This is a genomic window from Streptomyces sp. NPDC058052, assembly GCF_042885515.1.
Classification (GTDB): domain Bacteria; phylum Actinomycetota; class Actinomycetes; order Streptomycetales; family Streptomycetaceae; genus Streptomyces.
The window spans coordinates 1-18,036 of the sequence record NZ_JBHVRX010000002.1 but is presented as its reverse complement, the minus strand read 5'-3'; the positions used below and the strand labels follow the sequence as shown (position 1 = coordinate 18,036).

General features: G+C 69.0%; 9 protein-coding genes and 3 pseudogenes. 4 read left to right on the top strand and 8 right to left on the bottom strand.

The features are described from left to right. Positions 1–194: 194 nt before the first annotated feature. Positions 195–731: pseudogene (locus ACFVU3_RS02675) on the top strand (SUMF1/EgtB/PvdO family nonheme iron enzyme); the annotation flags it as partial. A gap of 135 nt (positions 732–866) precedes the next feature. On the opposite strand, the gene ACFVU3_RS02670 reads toward ACFVU3_RS02675, so the two are convergent. The 6 genes from ACFVU3_RS02670 to ACFVU3_RS02645 form a co-directional block, all read right to left on the bottom strand. After that, on the bottom strand, positions 867–1,526 hold the full coding sequence (locus ACFVU3_RS02670; protein ID WP_329858561.1) for a DUF5825 family protein: 660 nt from the start codon (positions 1,524–1,526) through the stop codon (positions 867–869). Positions 1,527–1,558: 32 nt separating this feature from the next. Further along, positions 1,559–3,460: a RiPP maturation radical SAM C-methyltransferase gene (locus tag ACFVU3_RS02665; protein WP_386469954.1), complete on the bottom strand. Its 1,902-nt coding sequence runs from the start codon at positions 3,458–3,460 to the stop codon at positions 1,559–1,561. A 355-nt stretch (positions 3,461–3,815) separates the two neighbouring features. Then, positions 3,816–5,645, bottom strand: coding sequence for a prolyl oligopeptidase family serine peptidase (locus ACFVU3_RS02660; RefSeq protein ID WP_390063035.1), 1,830 nt, complete (start codon positions 5,643–5,645; stop codon positions 3,816–3,818). After that, complete coding sequence (locus tag ACFVU3_RS02655) at positions 5,642–6,916, bottom strand: MFS transporter (RefSeq protein ID WP_390063034.1); 1,275 nt, start codon at positions 6,914–6,916, stop codon at positions 5,642–5,644. The genes ACFVU3_RS02660 and ACFVU3_RS02655 overlap by 4 nt, the downstream gene beginning before the upstream one ends. A 1,351-nt stretch (positions 6,917–8,267) precedes the next feature. Next, entirely contained in the window at positions 8,268–9,773 is a 1,506-nt protein-coding gene (locus tag ACFVU3_RS02650; protein ID WP_390063032.1) for a hypothetical protein, read from the bottom strand. 663 nt (positions 9,774–10,436) lie between these two features. Continuing rightward, positions 10,437–15,392 carry a hypothetical protein gene (locus tag ACFVU3_RS02645; RefSeq protein ID WP_390063031.1) on the bottom strand — a complete coding sequence of 1,652 codons (4,956 nt, stop codon included), beginning with the start codon at positions 15,390–15,392 and terminating at the stop codon, positions 10,437–10,439. A gap of 449 nt (positions 15,393–15,841) precedes the next feature. On the opposite strand from ACFVU3_RS02645, the gene ACFVU3_RS02640 reads away from it, so the two are divergent. The 3 genes and pseudogenes from ACFVU3_RS02640 to ACFVU3_RS02630 all read left to right on the top strand — a co-directional run bounded on the left by ACFVU3_RS02640 (position 15,842) and on the right by ACFVU3_RS02630 (position 16,628). After that, positions 15,842–16,018: a transposase gene (locus ACFVU3_RS02640; RefSeq protein WP_390063029.1), complete on the top strand. Its 177-nt coding sequence runs from the start codon at positions 15,842–15,844 to the stop codon at positions 16,016–16,018. Positions 16,019–16,045: 27 nt separating this feature from the next. After that, positions 16,046–16,225, top strand: a pseudogene (locus ACFVU3_RS02635) (hypothetical protein); the annotation flags it as partial. Between the two features lie 94 nt (positions 16,226–16,319). Beyond that, complete coding sequence (locus ACFVU3_RS02630) at positions 16,320–16,628, top strand: transposase (RefSeq protein ID WP_390063027.1); 309 nt, start codon at positions 16,320–16,322, stop codon at positions 16,626–16,628. On the opposite strand, the gene ACFVU3_RS02625 is transcribed toward ACFVU3_RS02630, so the two are convergent. Both ACFVU3_RS02625 and ACFVU3_RS02620 read right to left on the bottom strand, forming a co-directional pair. Next, positions 16,594–16,980 (bottom strand): hypothetical protein, encoded by a 387-nt coding sequence (locus ACFVU3_RS02625; protein WP_390063025.1) that lies wholly within the window; start codon positions 16,978–16,980, stop codon positions 16,594–16,596. The genes ACFVU3_RS02630 and ACFVU3_RS02625 overlap by 35 nt on opposite strands. A 167-nt stretch (positions 16,981–17,147) precedes the next feature. Then, positions 17,148–17,873 (bottom strand): annotated as a pseudogene (locus ACFVU3_RS02620) (competence protein CoiA); the annotation flags it as partial. Positions 17,874–18,036 lie beyond the last annotated feature (163 nt).

The window sequence follows — 18,036 nt, the reverse complement described above, 5'->3', positions numbered from 1 at the left end:
CGGTGTAGCGCAGGGAGTTGCGGCACGACGGTCCCAGGACTGGATTCGGCCGTTCATGACACGGAAGAATGCTCGTCATGGACACCCCTACCCAGCTGCCCGGTAGCTGCTGCACGGCCAGGGGGAATCCGGCCGCCGTCCGGACCGCCGAACCCGTGCCCGTGGCCTTCGGCGGCAGCCGGTCGGCAGAGGGAATGGTGGCGCTGACCGGCGGCGAGTTCCTCATGGGCGCCGAAGACTCCGAGGGCTTCCCCGGTGACGGCGAGGGGCCGGTACGCCGGGTGATTCTGGCGCCCTTCCGCATCGACATCTGCGCGGTCACCAACGAGCAGTTCGCCTGCTTCGTCGATGCCACTGGATACGTCACTGACGCGGAACGCATCGGCTGGTCCTACGTCTTCGCGGGCTTCCTGCCCGCCGTCCTGCGTCGAAGAGCGCCTCGCCCGGCCCGCACTCCGTGGTGGTGTGGTGTCGCCGGAGCGCGCTGGGACCGGCCCGAAGGGCCGGGGGCCACCACGGCGGGCCGGTGGGACCATCCCGTGGTCCATGTCTCGTGGAACGACGCTCAGGCGTACTGCCGCTGGGCGGGCAAGCGCCTGCCCACGGAGGCCGAGTGGGAGTACGCGGCCCGCGGCGGCCTGGAGCAGAAGCGCTACCCCTGGGGGGACGAACTCGATCCGGAGGGGCGGTACCTCTGCACCATCTGGCGAGGGACGTTCCCGTCGAGGAACCTTCGCTCGCGCCGGACCACGCCGCCGACACCCCCGTCACCGACATGCACGACGGAACATCCCCGCTTGACCCGGGAGCGGACATGCCCGAGGCCCCGCGGGACGCCTCTCCGCGGGGCCTCGGCGATCACCGGCTCAGATCACGAGCGGTGCCTCCGACCAGCGGCGCACCCGGTACGGCGCCCACCAGAGGTGGTCGCCGAAGCGCAGGACGAGGGTCTCCGCCATGAGGTCGTCCAGGATCGGACGCCCGATCGCGTCGACGGTCGCGCCGTCGGTGAGGGCCGCCACGGCCTCGTGGTACTCCGGTTCGTCGATGGTGAAGCGGCGCAGCTCGCCGTAGCGCCGGTCGCGGACCTGGATGAACCCGGGGCCGTACCGGAAGACGCACTTGCAGATGTAGTACGTGGTGCGCCAGGCGAGCGCCGTCGCCACCGGGTCCGCGGTGCCGAGGACGGCGGTCGGGGGGTGGAGGTGCCCGAAGTGGCGCCAGGCGTCCGGGTCGGAGCCGGTGTGGATCTGCCAGTCGACCGAGACGGCCAGGCTGGAGAGGTCACCCACGAAGCTCAGCGCCCTGACCGTCCAGGCCGCGTCGGCGGTGTCCGTCAGGTCCACGGGGCGGGGCAGGGTGACGTGCCGGGCCCCGGCGGCGAACAGCCGCCGGGCGGCCTCGCCGCCGGACATGTCGATCTCGAAGCGGCCCAGGGACATGGCGGGCAGGGTGCCCACCTCGGGGTCGTAGTCCCGTGAGGCGGTCACGGTGAAGGGGGCGGTGCCGGTGAGAACAGGAGTCATCGTCGTCCCTCGGTCGGGCGGTCGCGCGGTTGTCAGACGGTCGTCGGGGCGAGTTCCGCCTCGCGGGCGGCGGTGTGCCGCATGAAGTCGATCCGCAGGAACTCCTCGTTCAGGGCCGGCGGCGCGATCTGCACGAACTGCCCGCTGTCCTCGAACACGATGCCGAGCTCCCGCCACCGCTTGAGGACCCCCAGCAGGGCGGCCTCGCCGAAGTGGTGGTCCGCCTCCAGCTTGCGCGCGGCCGCCTTCACCGTGTGCGGCTGGTCGAGCAGCCGGAACAGGGCCAGTTCGCCCGGGTCGGTCAGTTCCAGGCGCGTCCAGTCGAAGGCCCGTCGCCTGCTGACCAGGACGATACGGTCCTCCAGGTCGCAGTGGGTGAGGCGGCTGCCGGCGTAGTTCCGCCTCCAGTGCCCGATGCCCTCGTCGAGCCGGGCGACGACGTCCTCGCCGATTCCCCGGGGCGGTACGTCGAAGACGTACGCCAGGTCGAACATCTCGGCGTCGGGGAGGTCGTAGGTGAGCCGGTACGGCTCGGCGGGGCGCAGCTCGGAGAAGCCGAGGCCGGGGTCGTTGAAGTACGGGCTGAACCGCTCGATCGCGATCCGGGAGGAGGGGCCCACGGGCGGGTTCAGGTGCTCCAGCGCGGCGAGCTGGTCCACCACGTCGTCGTAGTCCTCGGTGTCCTCGCCCGGGAAGCCGTGCAGGTAGTTCCAGGCGACCGAGAGGCCGACGGTGGCCGCGTCGCGGAGCATCCGCACGTTCTGGCCGCCGGTCACACCCTTGTCCATCAGGGTCAGCACCCGGCTGTTGAGACTCTCGATGCCCGGCTGGACGAAGATCAGCCCCGCGTCCGCCAGGGTCTGGAGCTGTCCCCGCCGCATGTTGGACTTGATCTCGATGTGCATCCGCAGGTCGTACCCGCTGTCGATGATGCGGGGCAGCACCGACTTCACGTACCCCATGTCCAGGATGTTGTCCACGACGTACATGTCCAGGACCCGGTGCCTGCGCGCCAGTTCCATGATCTCGTCGTAGAACACGTCGGGGCTCTTGCTGCGGAACTCCATGAACGAGCCGTTCAGCCCGCAGAAGGTGCAGTGGTGCTTCTCGCCCCACCAGCAGCCCCGCGCGCCCTCGACGACCAGCTTCGGCTCGACCCAGTTCCGGGCGTGGGAGGAGGCGAGCCGCTCGAAGTACCCGGCGTAGTCCGGCGGCAGGATGGCGGCGGGCGGCAGCGGCTTGGTGTTCATGGCGTTCACCACGGAGGTGCCGTCCGTGTCGCGCCAGCACAGCCCGGGGATCTCCGACAGCGGCTCGCCGGCGTCCAGGGCTCTGACCAGGGCGGGGAACGACACCTCGCCCTCGCCGCGCAGCACATGGTCGACGAAGGGGAAGTTGCGGTGGACGGCCTCGCCCTGCTTGCCGTCGCAGTTGGCGCCGCCCATGGCCGTCACGATGTGCGGGGCGAGCCGCTTGACGTACTTGGCGGCCGCCAGGGCCGCGGTGTTCTGCTGGAACGTCGAGGTGAACCCGACGACGTCCGGGGCGAGTTCCACGATGCGTTCCGCGATGTGCCGGACGAAGTCCGGCGCGGTGACGTGCAGTGCCTGCGTCATCTCCATGCGGGCCCCGCGCACCCGGTTGGCCATCGCCTCGGTGAACTCGGGTACACGCCATTCGGGATCGTCGTAGAGCGCGGAGGAGAAGACCCAGTCGCCGCATCCCAGGAAATAGGAGCCGAGCGCGTAGTAGGAGTAGTCCTCCAAAGTGAATTCCGTGTTCTTGGTGATCCAGTCCACGTATTCAATATTCGCGTGCAGAACGTCCGCCGTGGCGTTTGGCACGCGCTCGTCGACACTGCGCTTGAGAATTCCGAGAGCCAGCGACGGGAGATCGATCGGGGCCCAGGGCATGTTCACCAGGAGTACGCGCACGGCTCGCCTCTTCTCATGTGATCAGTGCACGGAATGACGTGTCGGTCGGGCATCGGCCGGAAATTCGTCGGGCGCCGGGCAGGGCGCCCGACGACCTCCGTGACCGGACGCCGGCCGGTATTCCGGCCGGGTGGGGGCCGGCCGCGCACGGATGCGGACCGGCCCCTGGGGCCTCGCGTGCGGATCCTGGCGGGCTCGCGTGCCCTGATCCGGACGAAAGTCCCTGGCCGCTACTTGTCCTCGTCCTCCATCTCCTCCGCGGAGCGGAGGTAGACGACGACGCCGACGCCGGGCTTGCGGCTCTCCTCGTCGCCGTCGAGCGGGTCGCCGTGGATGATGTCCTTCTGCATGATGTTCACCTCCTCTCCGGGGGTGGGGGCGGCTCGGCCTGATCGGGCGCGGAAGGCAGCCCGCCGCCGAGAAACTGGAGGGACCGCCGTATGACGGCCAGGTGCTCGGCTCCGTCGTAGCCGTCGTGGCCCGAGTCCAGCCACATCACCTCGTGGGGGACACCGCCCGCGCGCAGCACGGCCAGGTACGCCTCGATCTGCTCCGGCGGACACTTGGCGTCCCGCCGCGCGGCGACGACCAGCAGCGGGGAGCGGATCGCGGCGGCGTACGAGGACGGGGAGGCGTGCGCGTAGGCGTCGGGCACCTCGTCCGGAGTGCCGCCGAACAGCGAGGTGTCCAGCGCCTGGAGGGCGGGCGTGGAGTGCCGGAAGGCGGTGGCGCAGTCGGCGAGCGGCTTGACGGCCACCCCGACGTCCCACAGGTCGGGGCGGGTGCCCATGGCCAGCAGCGTCAGATAGCCGCCCCACGAGGTGCCGCACAGGCCCACGGCGCCGGCTCGGCCGACGCCCCGGTCCAGCAGGTCGGCGCGGGCCCGCACCAGGTCGGCGACCTGCGTGTGGCCGACGCCCTCGGACCAGGCGGAGCGCCAGCGCGGCCCGTAGCCGGTCGAACCCCGGTAGTTGACGCGGGCCACGGCGTACCCCGAGCCGACGAGGGCCTGCACCATCGGGTCGTAGGCGTCGCGGTCGTGGTCGGCCGGGCCGCCGTGCACGAGCAGCACCAGCGGGTGCGGCGCGGGGCGGTCCGAGGGCGTGGTGACGAAGGTGTGCACGGGCCCGTCGGGCCCCGGGGTCCACAGGTCCCGGCGGTGGCCGAACCGGGGGAGGCGCCACTCGCTCTGCCCCGGCAGCGACGCACCCGACAGGGACATCGCGCGGGGCACGTTCACCGCGTCGGTCCAGATGAGGTGCACGTCGCCGTCGGCGGCGGGCGACGCGGCCAGGATGCTGCCCTCGGGGGTGGGCACCCGAGTCAGCTCGTCGCGGTCCAAGTCGGCGGTGAACAGCCTGCTGCGGCCGTGCCGGTCCTGCCGCAGCAGGACCCGCGCACTCCCCGGGCCGGGGTACCAGCGGGCGGTCGTCTCGGTGTCGAAGGAGCACCAGGGCAGCAGCTCCAGTCCGCCGCCCGGGGTCCAGACCCCCAGGTGGTAGCGCCCGGCCCGTTCGCGCATGACCAGTAGCAGCGTGCGGCCGGACGTACCGCCGAGGCCGGAGGCGGACGCGGCAGCGGGCGCGAAACCGAGCGCCCAGGTGCGTTCCGCGGTGCCGGAGAGCACCGCGGCGGTGGCACCGTCCGGGGTCAGCAGCGTCACGGCTCGGGCGGAGTGCGCGGGCCCGGACACCGCCAGCAGTCCGCCGTCCGGCGCCAGATCGCACAGGGTGGCGGAGTCCGTCGTGCGCAGGACGGGGGTGCCCCTGCCGCCGCGTCGCCCCAGGTGCACGCTGAATCCCTCGGCTCCGCGGATCCCGACGGCCACCGTGCCGCGTTCCGTCAGTGCCAGCCCGGCGGGCCGCCCGGCCGGCACCCCGGCCAGCGCCGTGCGGTCCGGGCCGCCGTCGAAGTCCTGGGTGCGCCAGGCGCCGCTGCCGCCGCGGTCCTCGTCGAACCACCACACGGCCTCGTCGCCGTCGATGTCGCACAGCAGCGTGCCGTGCGGACGGTCCGTCAACTGCCGTCCGCTGCCGCTGGACCGGTCCCAGGTGAAGATCTCGCACCGGCCGTCGGCGTCCCCCGTGTACACCATCCGGTCCGGGTTGCGGGGGCTGGTCACCGGCAGCACCGGGCGGTAGACGCCGTAGGTGCGGGTCGCTGTTCTCGGCGCGGGCGGTGTCACGGCGCCTCCCGGACGACGAGTGCGGACCTGGCCGTCGCGTACAGGGCCAGCCCGGCGAACGCGCCGGCGCAGCCCAGCGCCACCGAGCGGCCCCCGTACGCAGCCACCAGCACCCCGGCCAGCACCGGGGCGAGCACGGCGACGCCCTGTCCTGCGGTGCCCAGCACCGTGCCCATCCGGGCCAGCAGACGGTCGGGGGTCACCAGCACCGCCCGGGTCTGGAGCACGACCGCCACCGACGGCACGATCAGCGACACCCCGCACAGCAGCAGCCCGTAGGCCCAGGTCTGGGAGGCGAAGGCGAGCCCGGCCGCCGTCGGCACCATGGCCCACGAGGCGCCCGTGACGATCCGGGTGGCCGGCACCCGCCGCACCAGCCACGGTGCGGCGAGCGCGCCCAGAAGCCCGCCGACGCCCGCGAGGGTGAGGATGAGACCGATCGAGGAAGGGCTCGCGCCCTCGGCGTGCGAGGCGAAGACCGCGTGGAAATACAGCGCTCCCAGCAGGGCGTTGATCCCGGCCGTCCACACGACCACGAAGCGCAGGAACGGCTCCGCCCACACGAAGCGCAGGCCCTCGGCGAGCTCACGGTTGAAGGATGCCGCGGGCCCCTCCCGCTCGGGCGTCAGGTCCGCGCGGATCGCCCGGCTCAGCACGGCCACCAGCAGGAACGACACGGCGTCCGCGAGCAGCGGCACCCACCGCGCCATCTGGTAGAGCACACCGCCCAGCGTCGGCCCGACGATCTGCACCGCCTGGTCCCGCGCCTGGAGGTACCCGATCGCCCGGGGGTACTCCTCGGGAGGCACGAGCCGCCGGATCGTCCCCGAGGCGGCCGCCCCGTAGGTGGCGCTCGCCGCCTGCTCGACGACGGCCGCGACGAGGATGTGGACGAGGACGACATGGCCGAGTGCCACCGTCACGAACACCGTGCCCGTGGCGCCTGCGGCGACCAGGGCCGCCGTGTACATCATCGGCTTGCGCGGCAACCGGTCGGCGAACACGCCCGCGATCGGCGAGACGACGAGCCCGCTGACCAGGGCCACCGAGGCGACGAGGCCGGCGAGCCCGGACGAGTATCCGGCGCCCAGCAGGATCAGCGGAAGGAAGAGCGACGACGCACAGGTCCCGAGACCGTCGATGGCGCCCGCCGCCCAGAAGAGCGAGAAATCCCGTCTTCGGAAAGGAGAAGAAAGCGAGTCTTTCAGTAATCGCTCGTCTTCTGCTAATTCAGGGCCGGAAGACGCGGATTTCCCCTCGACCTCGCCCATCAAGAATCCCGCTCGGGAAGTAATTCTGACGCTGACGCACCCACATCGCCCCCTGCAATGAGCGGACTTACGGCCGGTGAGGGTTGCGATCGTAGCGAAGGGATTCTCGTGGCACAATACCGTCCCTGGAATGGCGTTTTCGATCAAGAAAAGGCCCCGCCAATGCGCGGTGACAGGTGCCTGGTGCTGCCGTGCCGCACCGCCCGGCCGGAAATTCCGGAACGGGCGCGAGCGTGTGAGCGGCGGGCCGCGCTGCGGTCGCCCGCCGGCACGTCCCTGCGGGCACTGGCCGCTGCTCCCGCGGGTGATCGTGCCTGGCCGGATGCCCGCGGGCGCCGCCGCGCGGGGGTCCGTACCTGCCCGCGGCGTCCATCGCGGGCGGGGCCGCCCGCGTCTCACGGGGAAACGGAGTCCCCTTCCGTTTGCGCGGCGGGGACCCCGGTCGGCACCGAGACGGAGCGGGTGGTGCACCGGCCGGCGTCGGTACGGGCCGGTGGGGTGCGGCTCGGCGTTGCCCAGGCTGCCCACTCCCCGGACGCCTTCGTCGGCGCTACGCCAAGTTCCTGGACGGTCTGCAGGAGCATTCCAACCGGCTCATCGAGGAGTCGATGCAGGTGTGGGGTCGGCGCAGCGAGGGCAGCAGCGCCAAGGGCTGAGCCGCGATCTGGCCCGTGTATGGCCCGGAACTGCTGGTCAGGACTGGGACGGGGGTGGGGTGAACTGCGAGAAGAGGGGTATTTAGACGCATCCCCCATGGAAAGGCTTGAGCGCTCCAAGAAGGCACCTGACCCGGGGAAAACCCCAGGTCAGGCACCTTCTTCCGTGCCGCTAGAAGAAGCCCAGCTTCTTCGGCGAGTAGCTCACCAGCAGGTTCTTCGTGTGCTGGTGGTACACGCCTCGCGTGGCCGCTGACCAGCGGAAACGGCCACTATCCGGCCAAGCTGCAAGCGGCTGGTCCGCGTATGGCCCGGATCTTGGTCGGCACGGAGAGGACCTCTGGCCATGGCCCGTGGCAGTGATGAGGATCCTTGGTTTCCCCACCCCGCACTCAGGTGCTCCCCAGACCTACGCACGCGATTCCCCACCCGCATCGCACTGGACTGCGGCCGGAAGGGGCCGTGCCCGATAGCCGGCCTGCTGCATGCGCCCTTGACTGGCCAGTGCGGCCCGCCCACTGCCGCTGGCTCGGCGGAGGGTCGTTCCGCCCCCACACACTGAACCTCTGGCAGGTGGACTGGGCGGAACGACCTTGGCGGAGGGCCCGCACTCCAGGGTGCGGGCCCTCCGCCGTACTCATAGAGAGGTCCGCCGCCCAGAGACGGGCCGTGACCGTTCCGCTTGCCGCATCGCGTCAGGACTGCGGATGACCTGGGAAGGGGATGGCGGTCCAGCCCTTCTCCAGGATCGGATTGTGCTCCAGAAACTCGTGCCCCGCGAGCAGCTGGAGCAGCGTCAGGGCGCCGTTCGGCGGGTTGTTGAGCAGCAGCTGGGACAAGCTGGTGTCGGTGATGGTGACGGCGTGCTCCAGCTCGAAGATCGAGGCCGTGGTGATAGGGATTGTCTTGCCCGTCACCGGGTTTGGGGTGCGCTGGATCCCGGCGCGAAGCTCTGCGGTGTTGAGCAGGTGGAACGGTTCCATCGTGATCACCATGCCCCGCCGCGGCAGGTGGGCCGGGATCTGCGCGAACGCGGGGTTGCCCTCGGCGATGAGCCGGTCGGTCCTCTCGATCTGGGGGAACGCCTCGCCGGGCGTCCGGGCCAGCTTCTCGGCATAGTTCTCCGCGCCAAGGCGAAGGTCTGCGTTCGGCCGGGCGGACTTGACCTCGACCAGCAGCACCAGGTCGGGGAAGACGACGATCCAGTCGACGGACTTGCCGCCCTCTCCCTTCTTCTCACCCTGCCACTTGATCTCAGGGTGGACTGTCGTGTTGTCGAGCAGGTCCAGCTGGCGCCCGACGTACGCCTCGAAGAGCGTCCCGAGGTCGTTGGTGAACGCCTTGCCGCGCGACGTGAGGTTCTCCTCGCCGCCGGTGTAGTAGAGGCCGAGCACGCTCGCCTTGGACAGGACGGCGGCCGGCACCGGGACCAGGTAGCCCTCGCCGAACCCGGCGACCAGCGGGGTCGTCCGCAGGGGGTTGTGGCCGTAGCGGCGCAACAGCGGGTCCGGGGAAGCCGGGTAGGCCGCCCGGAGCCTGGAGGCGTCGGTTACGAAGTGGCGCTCCAGGACCGCGGTCGCATCGGCGGCGGATCGCAGTGTGGAGAAGCCTGAGTAGTCCGCCGGGGCGAGCATCATGTCCGGGATGAAGCGACCCTTGAACTCCGGGACCGGGTGGCCCGTGGCGGTCGCCCAGACGTAGCGGGCGAGGCCGACGTAGTCGGGCACCGAGCACCCGAGTACGTCCTGTGCCCAGCCGGGGTCGATCACCTTGAGGGGCTCCGGGGTGCTGGTCTGGGTGAGGAGGGTGACGGCGCGGCTCAGCTCGGAGTACTCGTCCACCTGCCAGGTGAACTGCTGGCCGGCCACCCGCAGAAGCAGGCGCGTCAACTTCTCCTCCGGCGACTCCTGGTAGAAGGGGTCGTCCAGGGCAAGGTAGAAGCCGAGGATCTGCCCCAGGTCGCGTGGCTTCGCCGGGGCGCGGTTGAGCTCCTGGCCGAGGGCGAGGGAGATCCAGGCAGCGTCGGCGAGGGCCCAGGGGCCGTACACGCCGAGCCCTTCGGTAGTTCGCAGGTCACGAGGGTTCGGGAGCTGGGCGCTCGTGGAAGCGATGAGTTCCACGAGCGAGCTCTGCGAGTGGCGCTGGATGCGCCGGATGTACTGGGAGTCCGGGACGCCGGACGCGGGGACAGACTGCGGCATAGTCGATGATTCTTCCGGTAGGCCGGGCCGCCCGGCACCCGGTTTCTCCGGACCGGCTGGGCGCTTGCCCTCAGCGGCGTGGAGGCCGGTGGCGAGCTCGCGGCTCGGGAATCCAGCCTCACCCGGGCCGCAGAACAGGTGGCGGTCATCGTCCCGGAGAGCGGGTACCACTTCGACTTCCTGGACACGAGGCGCGCCATGCTCGCTGAGACTCCCCACTCAGTTGAAGGCATGACGTAGTGAGGAACCGTGAGTAGCCCTGGCCGTCTTCCGGGATCCTCATCAGTGGCGGCGAGTTGGCACGCAAGCGAGGGGCGGGCCGACAGGTCGCCACAGCGCATGCCTCGATCCAACGCGCCACGAGAGAGAAAGTCGCCAGGGCTTACACGAAAAACTAAGCTCCCGCGCTCCAGCTACTCGACCGTGCCCGTGAGAAGCGTGTGGAGCTCGGCGGTGAGGTTTCGCATCTCCTCGTCGGCCGCGTGCACGGTGGTGGTCTCGAAGTGCCACGGCTCGGAAGGGGGCAGCCGTCCGCTGCCCGCGCACCGAGGCCGCCGCCTGGGCCTGTCGCGGCTGGTCGCGTACCGTGGCCCTTGGTCAAGCTGGCCCGATGCTTCTGCGCTTGGTTCATGGCACACCCCGGGCAGCGGCCGTATGCGGGAGTCAGCGTCCCGGGTTCCGCCGAACCTGTGTGAGGAGCCGGGACGCGGCGAGCCCGCCTGTATCTAGGGTAAGGAGCGCGGTCTGGCTGTACTCGCGCCAGGTGCGCAGGTGGTCACTGCTGCGGGGCTGACGTTCGCCAAACATGCCCAGCACAATCCGCATCTGTAGTTGCTCGAGACGCTGGGTGAGCCAGTCCCGCCGGACCAGGAGTGTGTTGATCGTTCCGGTGGGCCTGATGCCTCGCAGGGCCTTCACGACCAGTTGGCCTTCGGAGGTATGCCAGTTGCCGTTGTCGGGGTCGCGGTGTAGACCGGCTCCGTTCATGAGCCGAGTGCAGGGGAGGGGCAAGCCGGCAGGGGCTTCCATGGAGCAGTCGTGACCGCTGCTGCTCCATGAGTACTCCTGGAAGGCTGGATAGGCCCTGAGGGGGGAGCCGTCGGTGGTGCGGGCGAACCCTTCTGGGGACGCGCGGACCGGTAGAGGTTTGGACCACTGGGCAGTCAGCTTGTGCAGATTGGCAAGCCGGTCCTCGTCAGTGAGGGCTGTCTTCGTGCGGCGGCCCTTGAACTGCTCCAGAAGGTCGAAAATCTCCTCGTCATCCAGATTGCTGGGATCGACAACTGCGGGAGAGCTGCTGTCGCCGCTCGTAGCGGGGCCGCCGTTGGGTGCGGCGGGTGGTTCGGCGTCGCCGATTGCGTAGTCGGGGTGGGAGAGCGTGTTGTCGTCATCCGCGTCGTGTTCGAGCAGGGGAAGCTCGCCCAGGTAGACGGCACGCCAGGCGGGGGGTTCCGGCATCCAGCGGCCCATGAGACTGCGCGAACTCAGGAACTCCATGACCTGTTCGTGCTGGGCGTCCTCGACGAGCCAGCTGTGCACGATGTGCCACTGTTCCGCCTGGCCGGTCCAGTCTTTCCCGGCGGCGTGATCGGAGACGTACTCGTTGAGTACGACCCAGGCGGCTCCGTCCAGGGTGCGGCTGCCCAGTTGTGCGAGGTCTGGCAGCTGTTCGGTGCTTTCAATCCACTCTTTGAGTCGGTCACGTTCGGGCAGTGAGGGAGCGGGCGGGTTCCACTGACTGTCGAGGACAGTCGGGCGGAAGGTGTCGTGACGGGTGTCCGCGTCGGGTGCCGGGACGGCGTCGACCGGTTCGGACAGGGGATGGGGGGCCGGCGGGAGCGTGGGATCGATGTCGGTCAGGTACAGTGCCGCAGCGCCTGGATAGTGGGTGAACTGGCGGGTCGGTCCGTGTTTCATGTGTCGATGGTTGGCGAGGCGTTCGACCAGTTCATGCAGGCCCAGCCAGGAGTATTTCTTTCCGAAGCGTTCTGCCTTGTGGCCTTCCCGTCCGCCGCGGCCCTGACCGTAGATGTCGTCGATGGCACCGAATCTCTCAGGGCTCCAGCCGCGGCGGGCGGCGTTGTCGAGGATCCAGCGGCTGGCCCACTCCTTGTCGACAGTGGCTGCGGCAAGTAGCTGTTCGCGGGTCGGCTCTGGCGCACACGCGGTGAGCAATTGCTGCTGCCCCTCGTTGAGGACTTGCTGCTGCCGCCAGCTGTTCTTCAGGAGCGCTCTGATGCTCTCGTCCGATGCCAGGACGTCTCGGACGGTTTCAGGCAAGCTGTCCCGGAACAGGGCAACAGCCTCGTGTACAAGCGGTGCGGACTCGGGCTGCGGAGGACGGGGAGTGGTGAGAGGTAGATCGCTGAAATGGTCGACTGCGGGGCGAACCTCGTAGTTGGTGAAGTCCGCCAGTCCCGAGAAAGAAGACCTGAGGCTCGCCCATAGCCGCTCCCCGGCCTCACCGCGAATGGGGTAGCGGGCATCAAGGGTGTTCTCGTCCGGTGCTTCCCCCACCTCCGGGCATGCATGGGGATGGTGGCTTCGTGCTTCTTCCTCGTCACTGACACCCCCTGTTCGATGTGCCATTCTGACGATTCGGGTGGCGGCATCGCACAGCAGGGCGCTGCGCGAGGCGTGAGCCGCCCCAGCTGTATTACCGTAGACACTGCCGAGGACCCGGCGTGCAACGCGGGCCAGCAGTTCGGGCTGAGTGCGCGATGCATCGGTTCGGGCCAGAACGCCGTAGGCGGCCAGGACGAGCCTTTCGAAGAGGTAGGGGTCGTCCACCAACGCGGCGTCCTGGTCGAGGAACTGGTCGAGCAGCCCGACCAGCACATCGGGATATCCCAGGAGGAGCTGGACGACTGCCTTGGTGGCGCGGTCGCGCAGAAAGCGGTTGGGGGAGGTGAACGTCCACACCAGGGTGACGGCGGCGAGCCGCGCGACTTCCTCGGGTGGCTCCTGCGTTGAACCTGTGGCAGCCATGAAGGCCCCCGGCCGCCGCACCCACGTGGTGGCGGGGGCCGGTCGAGGGCGGACGCGGTCCGGGGTGGGAAGCTGCTCGGCCCAGCGCAGCAACCGGTGCAGGGCCGAGGTCTCGTTCAGCATCGAGTAGGTGTCGATGCCCCACCAGGCGTCCCGGTCGGCGGGGGAGTGGCTGAGCAGGTTGCGATGTAGCTGGTCGGCGTTGAGGCGGTGGCCGGGCTGGGTGGCAACCGTTAGTACTGCCTCCAGGACCTCTTGGTCCATCTCCCATTTGTCGGCCGCTTCGTTGAGCAGGTCCACCGTCCGCTGGGTGACATGGTCACCCTTCCGTAGCCCGAGTGTGTGGACCACGCTTCGATAGAGCGTGTAGTCATGGCTGCGAGGACGTCCCTCTTCGTTTGTCTCATCCCCAAGAGCAAGCAGGTCGATCAGTTCATGGCCAGTGACCTCGGGCAGGAGGACGGTGGCGGCGTCGATGAGGTTGCCCGAGGCGTCGGCCAGCCATGCCCTCAATGCCGATCCGGCCTGCAAGACACCCGATGCCTTCGCCAGCTCTAGATCCTCGCTGTGCTGATCGAGCATGGCGCGGACAATACGGTCGTCACTGAACGCCTGGTAGGCGAAGCCGATGCCGGCCTCCAAAGTGCCGCTGCTGTGCATATAGCGGTCGGTGGCCAGCACCCCATGGGCTACTAGCTGTCCCAGCATGGTGTCCGGCCACGACGTCCGCCCGGGTGCAAAGGAATCCACCACCGTCCGTGCCTCAGCGTGCGAGACCACTTCCCGCCCTTTTGCTGCCATGAATGCGGCCAGCTCCTGTACCGCCTGATGTACGGAACGTTCGGCCGGGTCCAGAGACAACCGCCCACTGATCTGTCGCGCGCGCCTGTCTACGAACGCATCGAACACCGCACTCCGATGTAGTGTCGTCGTGGCGGTGTGACGTCTTCCTTCAGGCATGGACAGCACGGTGTCGCTGTACAGCTTGACGAACAGAGGGTTGGAGAACGCAGGAGTCAGCAACGGCGTACGCGGCAACGCTGAAGGAGCTTCGCGCAGGTACGCCTCCAGCGCCTCGACCTCATGGCCCGTGAACCCCGGATGCTCGGTGACGGGAAACCCTCTTCCCTTCAGATCGTCCGGGAGAACAGCCCGAGCCAACGACGACCGGCATGAGACCACCAGAGCCACGTGCTCGTACCGTTCCATCTCGGCTGCGAGCACCGGCAGCGTCACACGCCAGCCTCCAGGAGCGTCAGAGTCGTTGAGCGCATCGATAAACAGCGTGAAGCGTGCGTCGCTTGCCGCGCCCGCAGCATCCATCGCCTGCAGTAGGACCTCGTGTGGAAGCGCCCCGAGCCCCAACTGCTGGGCAATCTGCGTCAAAGGGTCCACAGCCGACAACTGTTCAGCGAAGATCGTCAGCGAGGGACGGCCCTGCTCCAGCGCACGGCGGGTGGCATCTACCAGAAGATGGGTCTTGCCCTGTCCCGCCTCGCCCAGCAGAACCCAGCGCCCAGCTTCAGCTGCTCGGGCCGCGTCGCTGAGACAGAACGTCCGCAGCTTCTCCGCACGCCGGCGCGCTCCGCCGATGCGTGATGTGTCTTCTCGCGACCAGCCTCGGGGGCCTGCCTCTTTCTCGTCACGGGTCGCCGAATGTGCTGCCTCGTTGGACACATCTTGCATCCGCTGGCCCGCCTCCTGAGCCTTTGACAGAAGACGGGCTACCTGCGCAGCTGCATCTGCCAAGTTCGAGGCCGGCATCCACCTCGGCCCAGCCTCACGCGCCACCGAGAGCAGTTCAACCGCACCTTCGGTGGCCTTGGCAACCCCGTCGGACATCTGCGCGTACAGCTCGTTGAACGGGGCTCTGCCCGCTTCGTTCAGTCCGGCAGGTAGGACTCGAGCCAGGGAGGGCACTCCAGGCATGGCGTCCACCAGATCCTGTGCACACGCTTCCAAGCGCGCACGGAACGTCGACGACAAGGCGCAGCCGTCAATGACTGACGCGATCGGCAGCGCCACATGACGCTGGGGGGTGTAGCGGTCGTGGGCGATATCCTCAGCGACTCGCTGTCGCTCACGCAGCCACTCCAGGCCCAGCGCACGCTGCTCGAAGAAGAACCACTGACGCCCTTCATTGCCCGGTTCCAACAAGCGCTCCAGCAGGTGGCCACCGTCGATCAGATCGATGTCGATGTCCGCAACGCCAGGCAACTCGCGCTTCCACTTGGCGACCTCGTCGTTCCAGCGCTGTCTAGCCCCCCGTACTGGCCTGCCCTTGACCTTGTGAGCCGGGTCAGGCAGGTCGAAGGGGACCCAGAACGTCAGTCGGACGACGTTCCGCACCCCTCGGTTACGGCCCACCGCTGCGATGCTCTCGGTAGCGAGGGGCAATAGCCGCTGGACGTCATGAACGAATTTGACCTGATGGCCGTGGCAACGCCCATCGGTGGCCTTTTCGTACCACTCCACGCCCCCGTCGGGTGCAGCGGTCTTGACCGTCCGCCACCCAGGCTGGACAGCATCCCGCAGCTGAAAGCACAGCTCCTCGAAGGCACGGTCCTGACTGCCGGCCCATGAACGGATGCTGAACCAGTCGAACGCCTGCGTAGCCCCGCCACCGGACACCACTGCCCCCTTGACTGAACGAACGCGGCAGCCTCGAAATGCCGCGTAAGAGCATCTTGCCTCACACCTCAGACAGCCACCGCCGAAGAGACGTCGGGCTGAGCCCGCTGCTCGCCCGTACGTGGTGACGCCCACCGGGTCCCGACGCGGGACTGCCGCTCCGGCTGGTGTGGTGTCAGAAGCCGTTGCTCTATCGATCTTGGTGGGCGTGACTTCGAGGTTGTCGACTCGGTCGGGTGATCTTCTGACTGCTCGGGCATGAGAGCGGGGCCTCCCGCACAGCTCGTGGGTGTCGAATCCAACCGAGCAACAGGAGGCCCCTGGTGCTGCAGTTTTCCGTCTCGGCATCGCTGCCGTCCAACTCGGCCGCTCCGACGTGTGATTGTCTCGCTCACCGGTTCGGGAACGCCGGGGACCGGCCGCACAGGCGCCCGAGGTATCCGTCCGACATGAGCGATGCGGAGTGGGCCGTCGTACGCGAGGCGATGCCGGTTCCCGGCTGGCTGGAGGGCCGCGGCGGACAGCCGGAGAGCTACTGCCACCGGCAGATGGTCGACGCGGTGCGCTACCTGGTCGCGGGCGGCATCAGCTGGCGGGCGATGCCCGCGGACTTCCCCGCCTTGTAGGGACCGCGTCTACGCCTTCTTCCAGCGCTGGCGCGACAAGGGCCTGACCGCCTAGTTCCACGACCGGCTGCGGGAACGGGTCCGCACGGCCTCGGCCGGGACGGGGAGCCGACGGCCACCGTCATCGACGCGCAGTCGGTTAGGGCAGCTGCATCGGTCCATGCCGCGACCAGGGGGTTCTACGGCGGGAAGAAGGTCAACGGCCGTAAGCGGCACATCGTGGTGGACACCCTCGGACTGCTGCTGGCCGTGATGGTGACCCGGGGCCTCGGTCACCGACCGGGACGCGGGGTGGGCGCTGTTGGCCCGGCTGCGCGAGCGACACTGGCGCGTCACGCAGGCGTGGGCCGACGGTGGCTACACCGGGCGCCTGGTCGACTTCGCCCGCGATGCCCTGCGCATCGCGCTGACCGTGGTCAGACGCAGCGACGACACCAGCGGTTTCACCGTACTGCCGAAAAGGTGGCTGGTGGAGCGCACGTTCGCGTGGCTGATGCATGCACGCCGGCTGGCTCGTGACTACGAGACGCGCACCGACACCTCGGAGGCGGTGATCCGGTGGTCGATGAGCCTGGTCATGAGCCACCGGCTCGCCCGGTCGGCAGGCTGAACAACCCCGGACGTTCCTCCGCCAGCCAGCCCCGCGCGGCCAGGCGCTTCGCTTTCGACCGGACCCCTTCGGCCTTCGCCGGCACCGGCTCCAGACCGATGGCCGCCGCGAGCTGCCGGCAGTCCATTGCCTCCCCGCCCGTCCTGCTACCGCCGGACAGGACGTCCATGATCCGCTGATAGTCCGGCGCGAGAACTGTCGGGGCGAGCCCTTCGTGCCAGTGAGGCACCATCGAACCGGGCACCGCCGCCGCGGCCTGCACCGGCTGTTCGCCGGCCGCCGTGACCAGCGACACGTCCTCGCCCTCGCGCGGCTCTGCCAGCACCTCGCCCACCGTCTCACGAGCGATCACGAACCGCTCCCACACGGCTTCGGCCTCCGCAGCTCGGCCTGGAGAGCCTCCATCCGCTGCCGAGCAGCACGTTCACGCTCCTCCAGCAACCCCATCACCGACGGCATCCCGGCACCTCCACCAAAGAGACGACACCACACCTCGTCCCTGCCGCCGAAACACCGCACCTACACCTGACCAGCGGAAACACACCCGTCACTCTCGGAGAGACAACGGCTTCTAAACGCAGCGACCCATCGAGGGGTCTGCTTTGGCGGGGTAACCCACACGGGGCGAAGGGCGAACGTCGCCGGTGTCCGTTCCACGGTGCGGATTGTGCGTGGCCGTCGCCCGCGGCTGGACTGCTCATTGCCGGAGCTGTCGAACCAGCTGTTGCCGTCGCGCCACGTCCCGGCGAGATGCGCGAGCCACAGCGTGCGGGCGTTGACGTCCAGCAGTGCGACGTCGGTGGTGTGCGTGCGATGTATGAACCTGATCTCTTCGGGGACGCGGACCTCGATGTCGGGGCGGAGGGTCAGCAGTTCTGGGGCGCGAGAGCGGGTGAAGCACCACAGGGTCGACAGGTATCCGGCGGCACGGTCGGCACGCTCGCGCCGGATGATCTCCTTGGTGTTGATCGCTGACGCCTGGACTTCGACGGCTATCTGAACCGGCCCTGCCCGACCCGGGATGCGGACGGCGACGTCGACTCGACGACGGTGCTGAGGGTGGGGGCGTTCGAGGATGACGTCGTAACCGAGCGCACGGAACTCTGCGGCGAGGAGCGCCTTGGCAGCCAGGTGTTCCGATGATTCCGGCTCGGATGCGGCTGGACAGTCGGCGCCGGCAGCGTGAGCGAAGTGCGCGACCTTGACGCGTCCGCGCTTGAGGTGCACGGGGTGACGGCAGTAGGGGCAGCAGTATCCGTTGGGCCCGGGGACAAGATCGCGGTGGGCTTCGGTGCGGTGGCCATCCGGGGCTAAGAGGTCCTAACAAAGGCGTTGGACATGACGGTGGGTGATCAGGCAGGCCGCGAGGCCCAGGAAGGCTTCGTGGATGTCGTCACGCCGTTCCCAG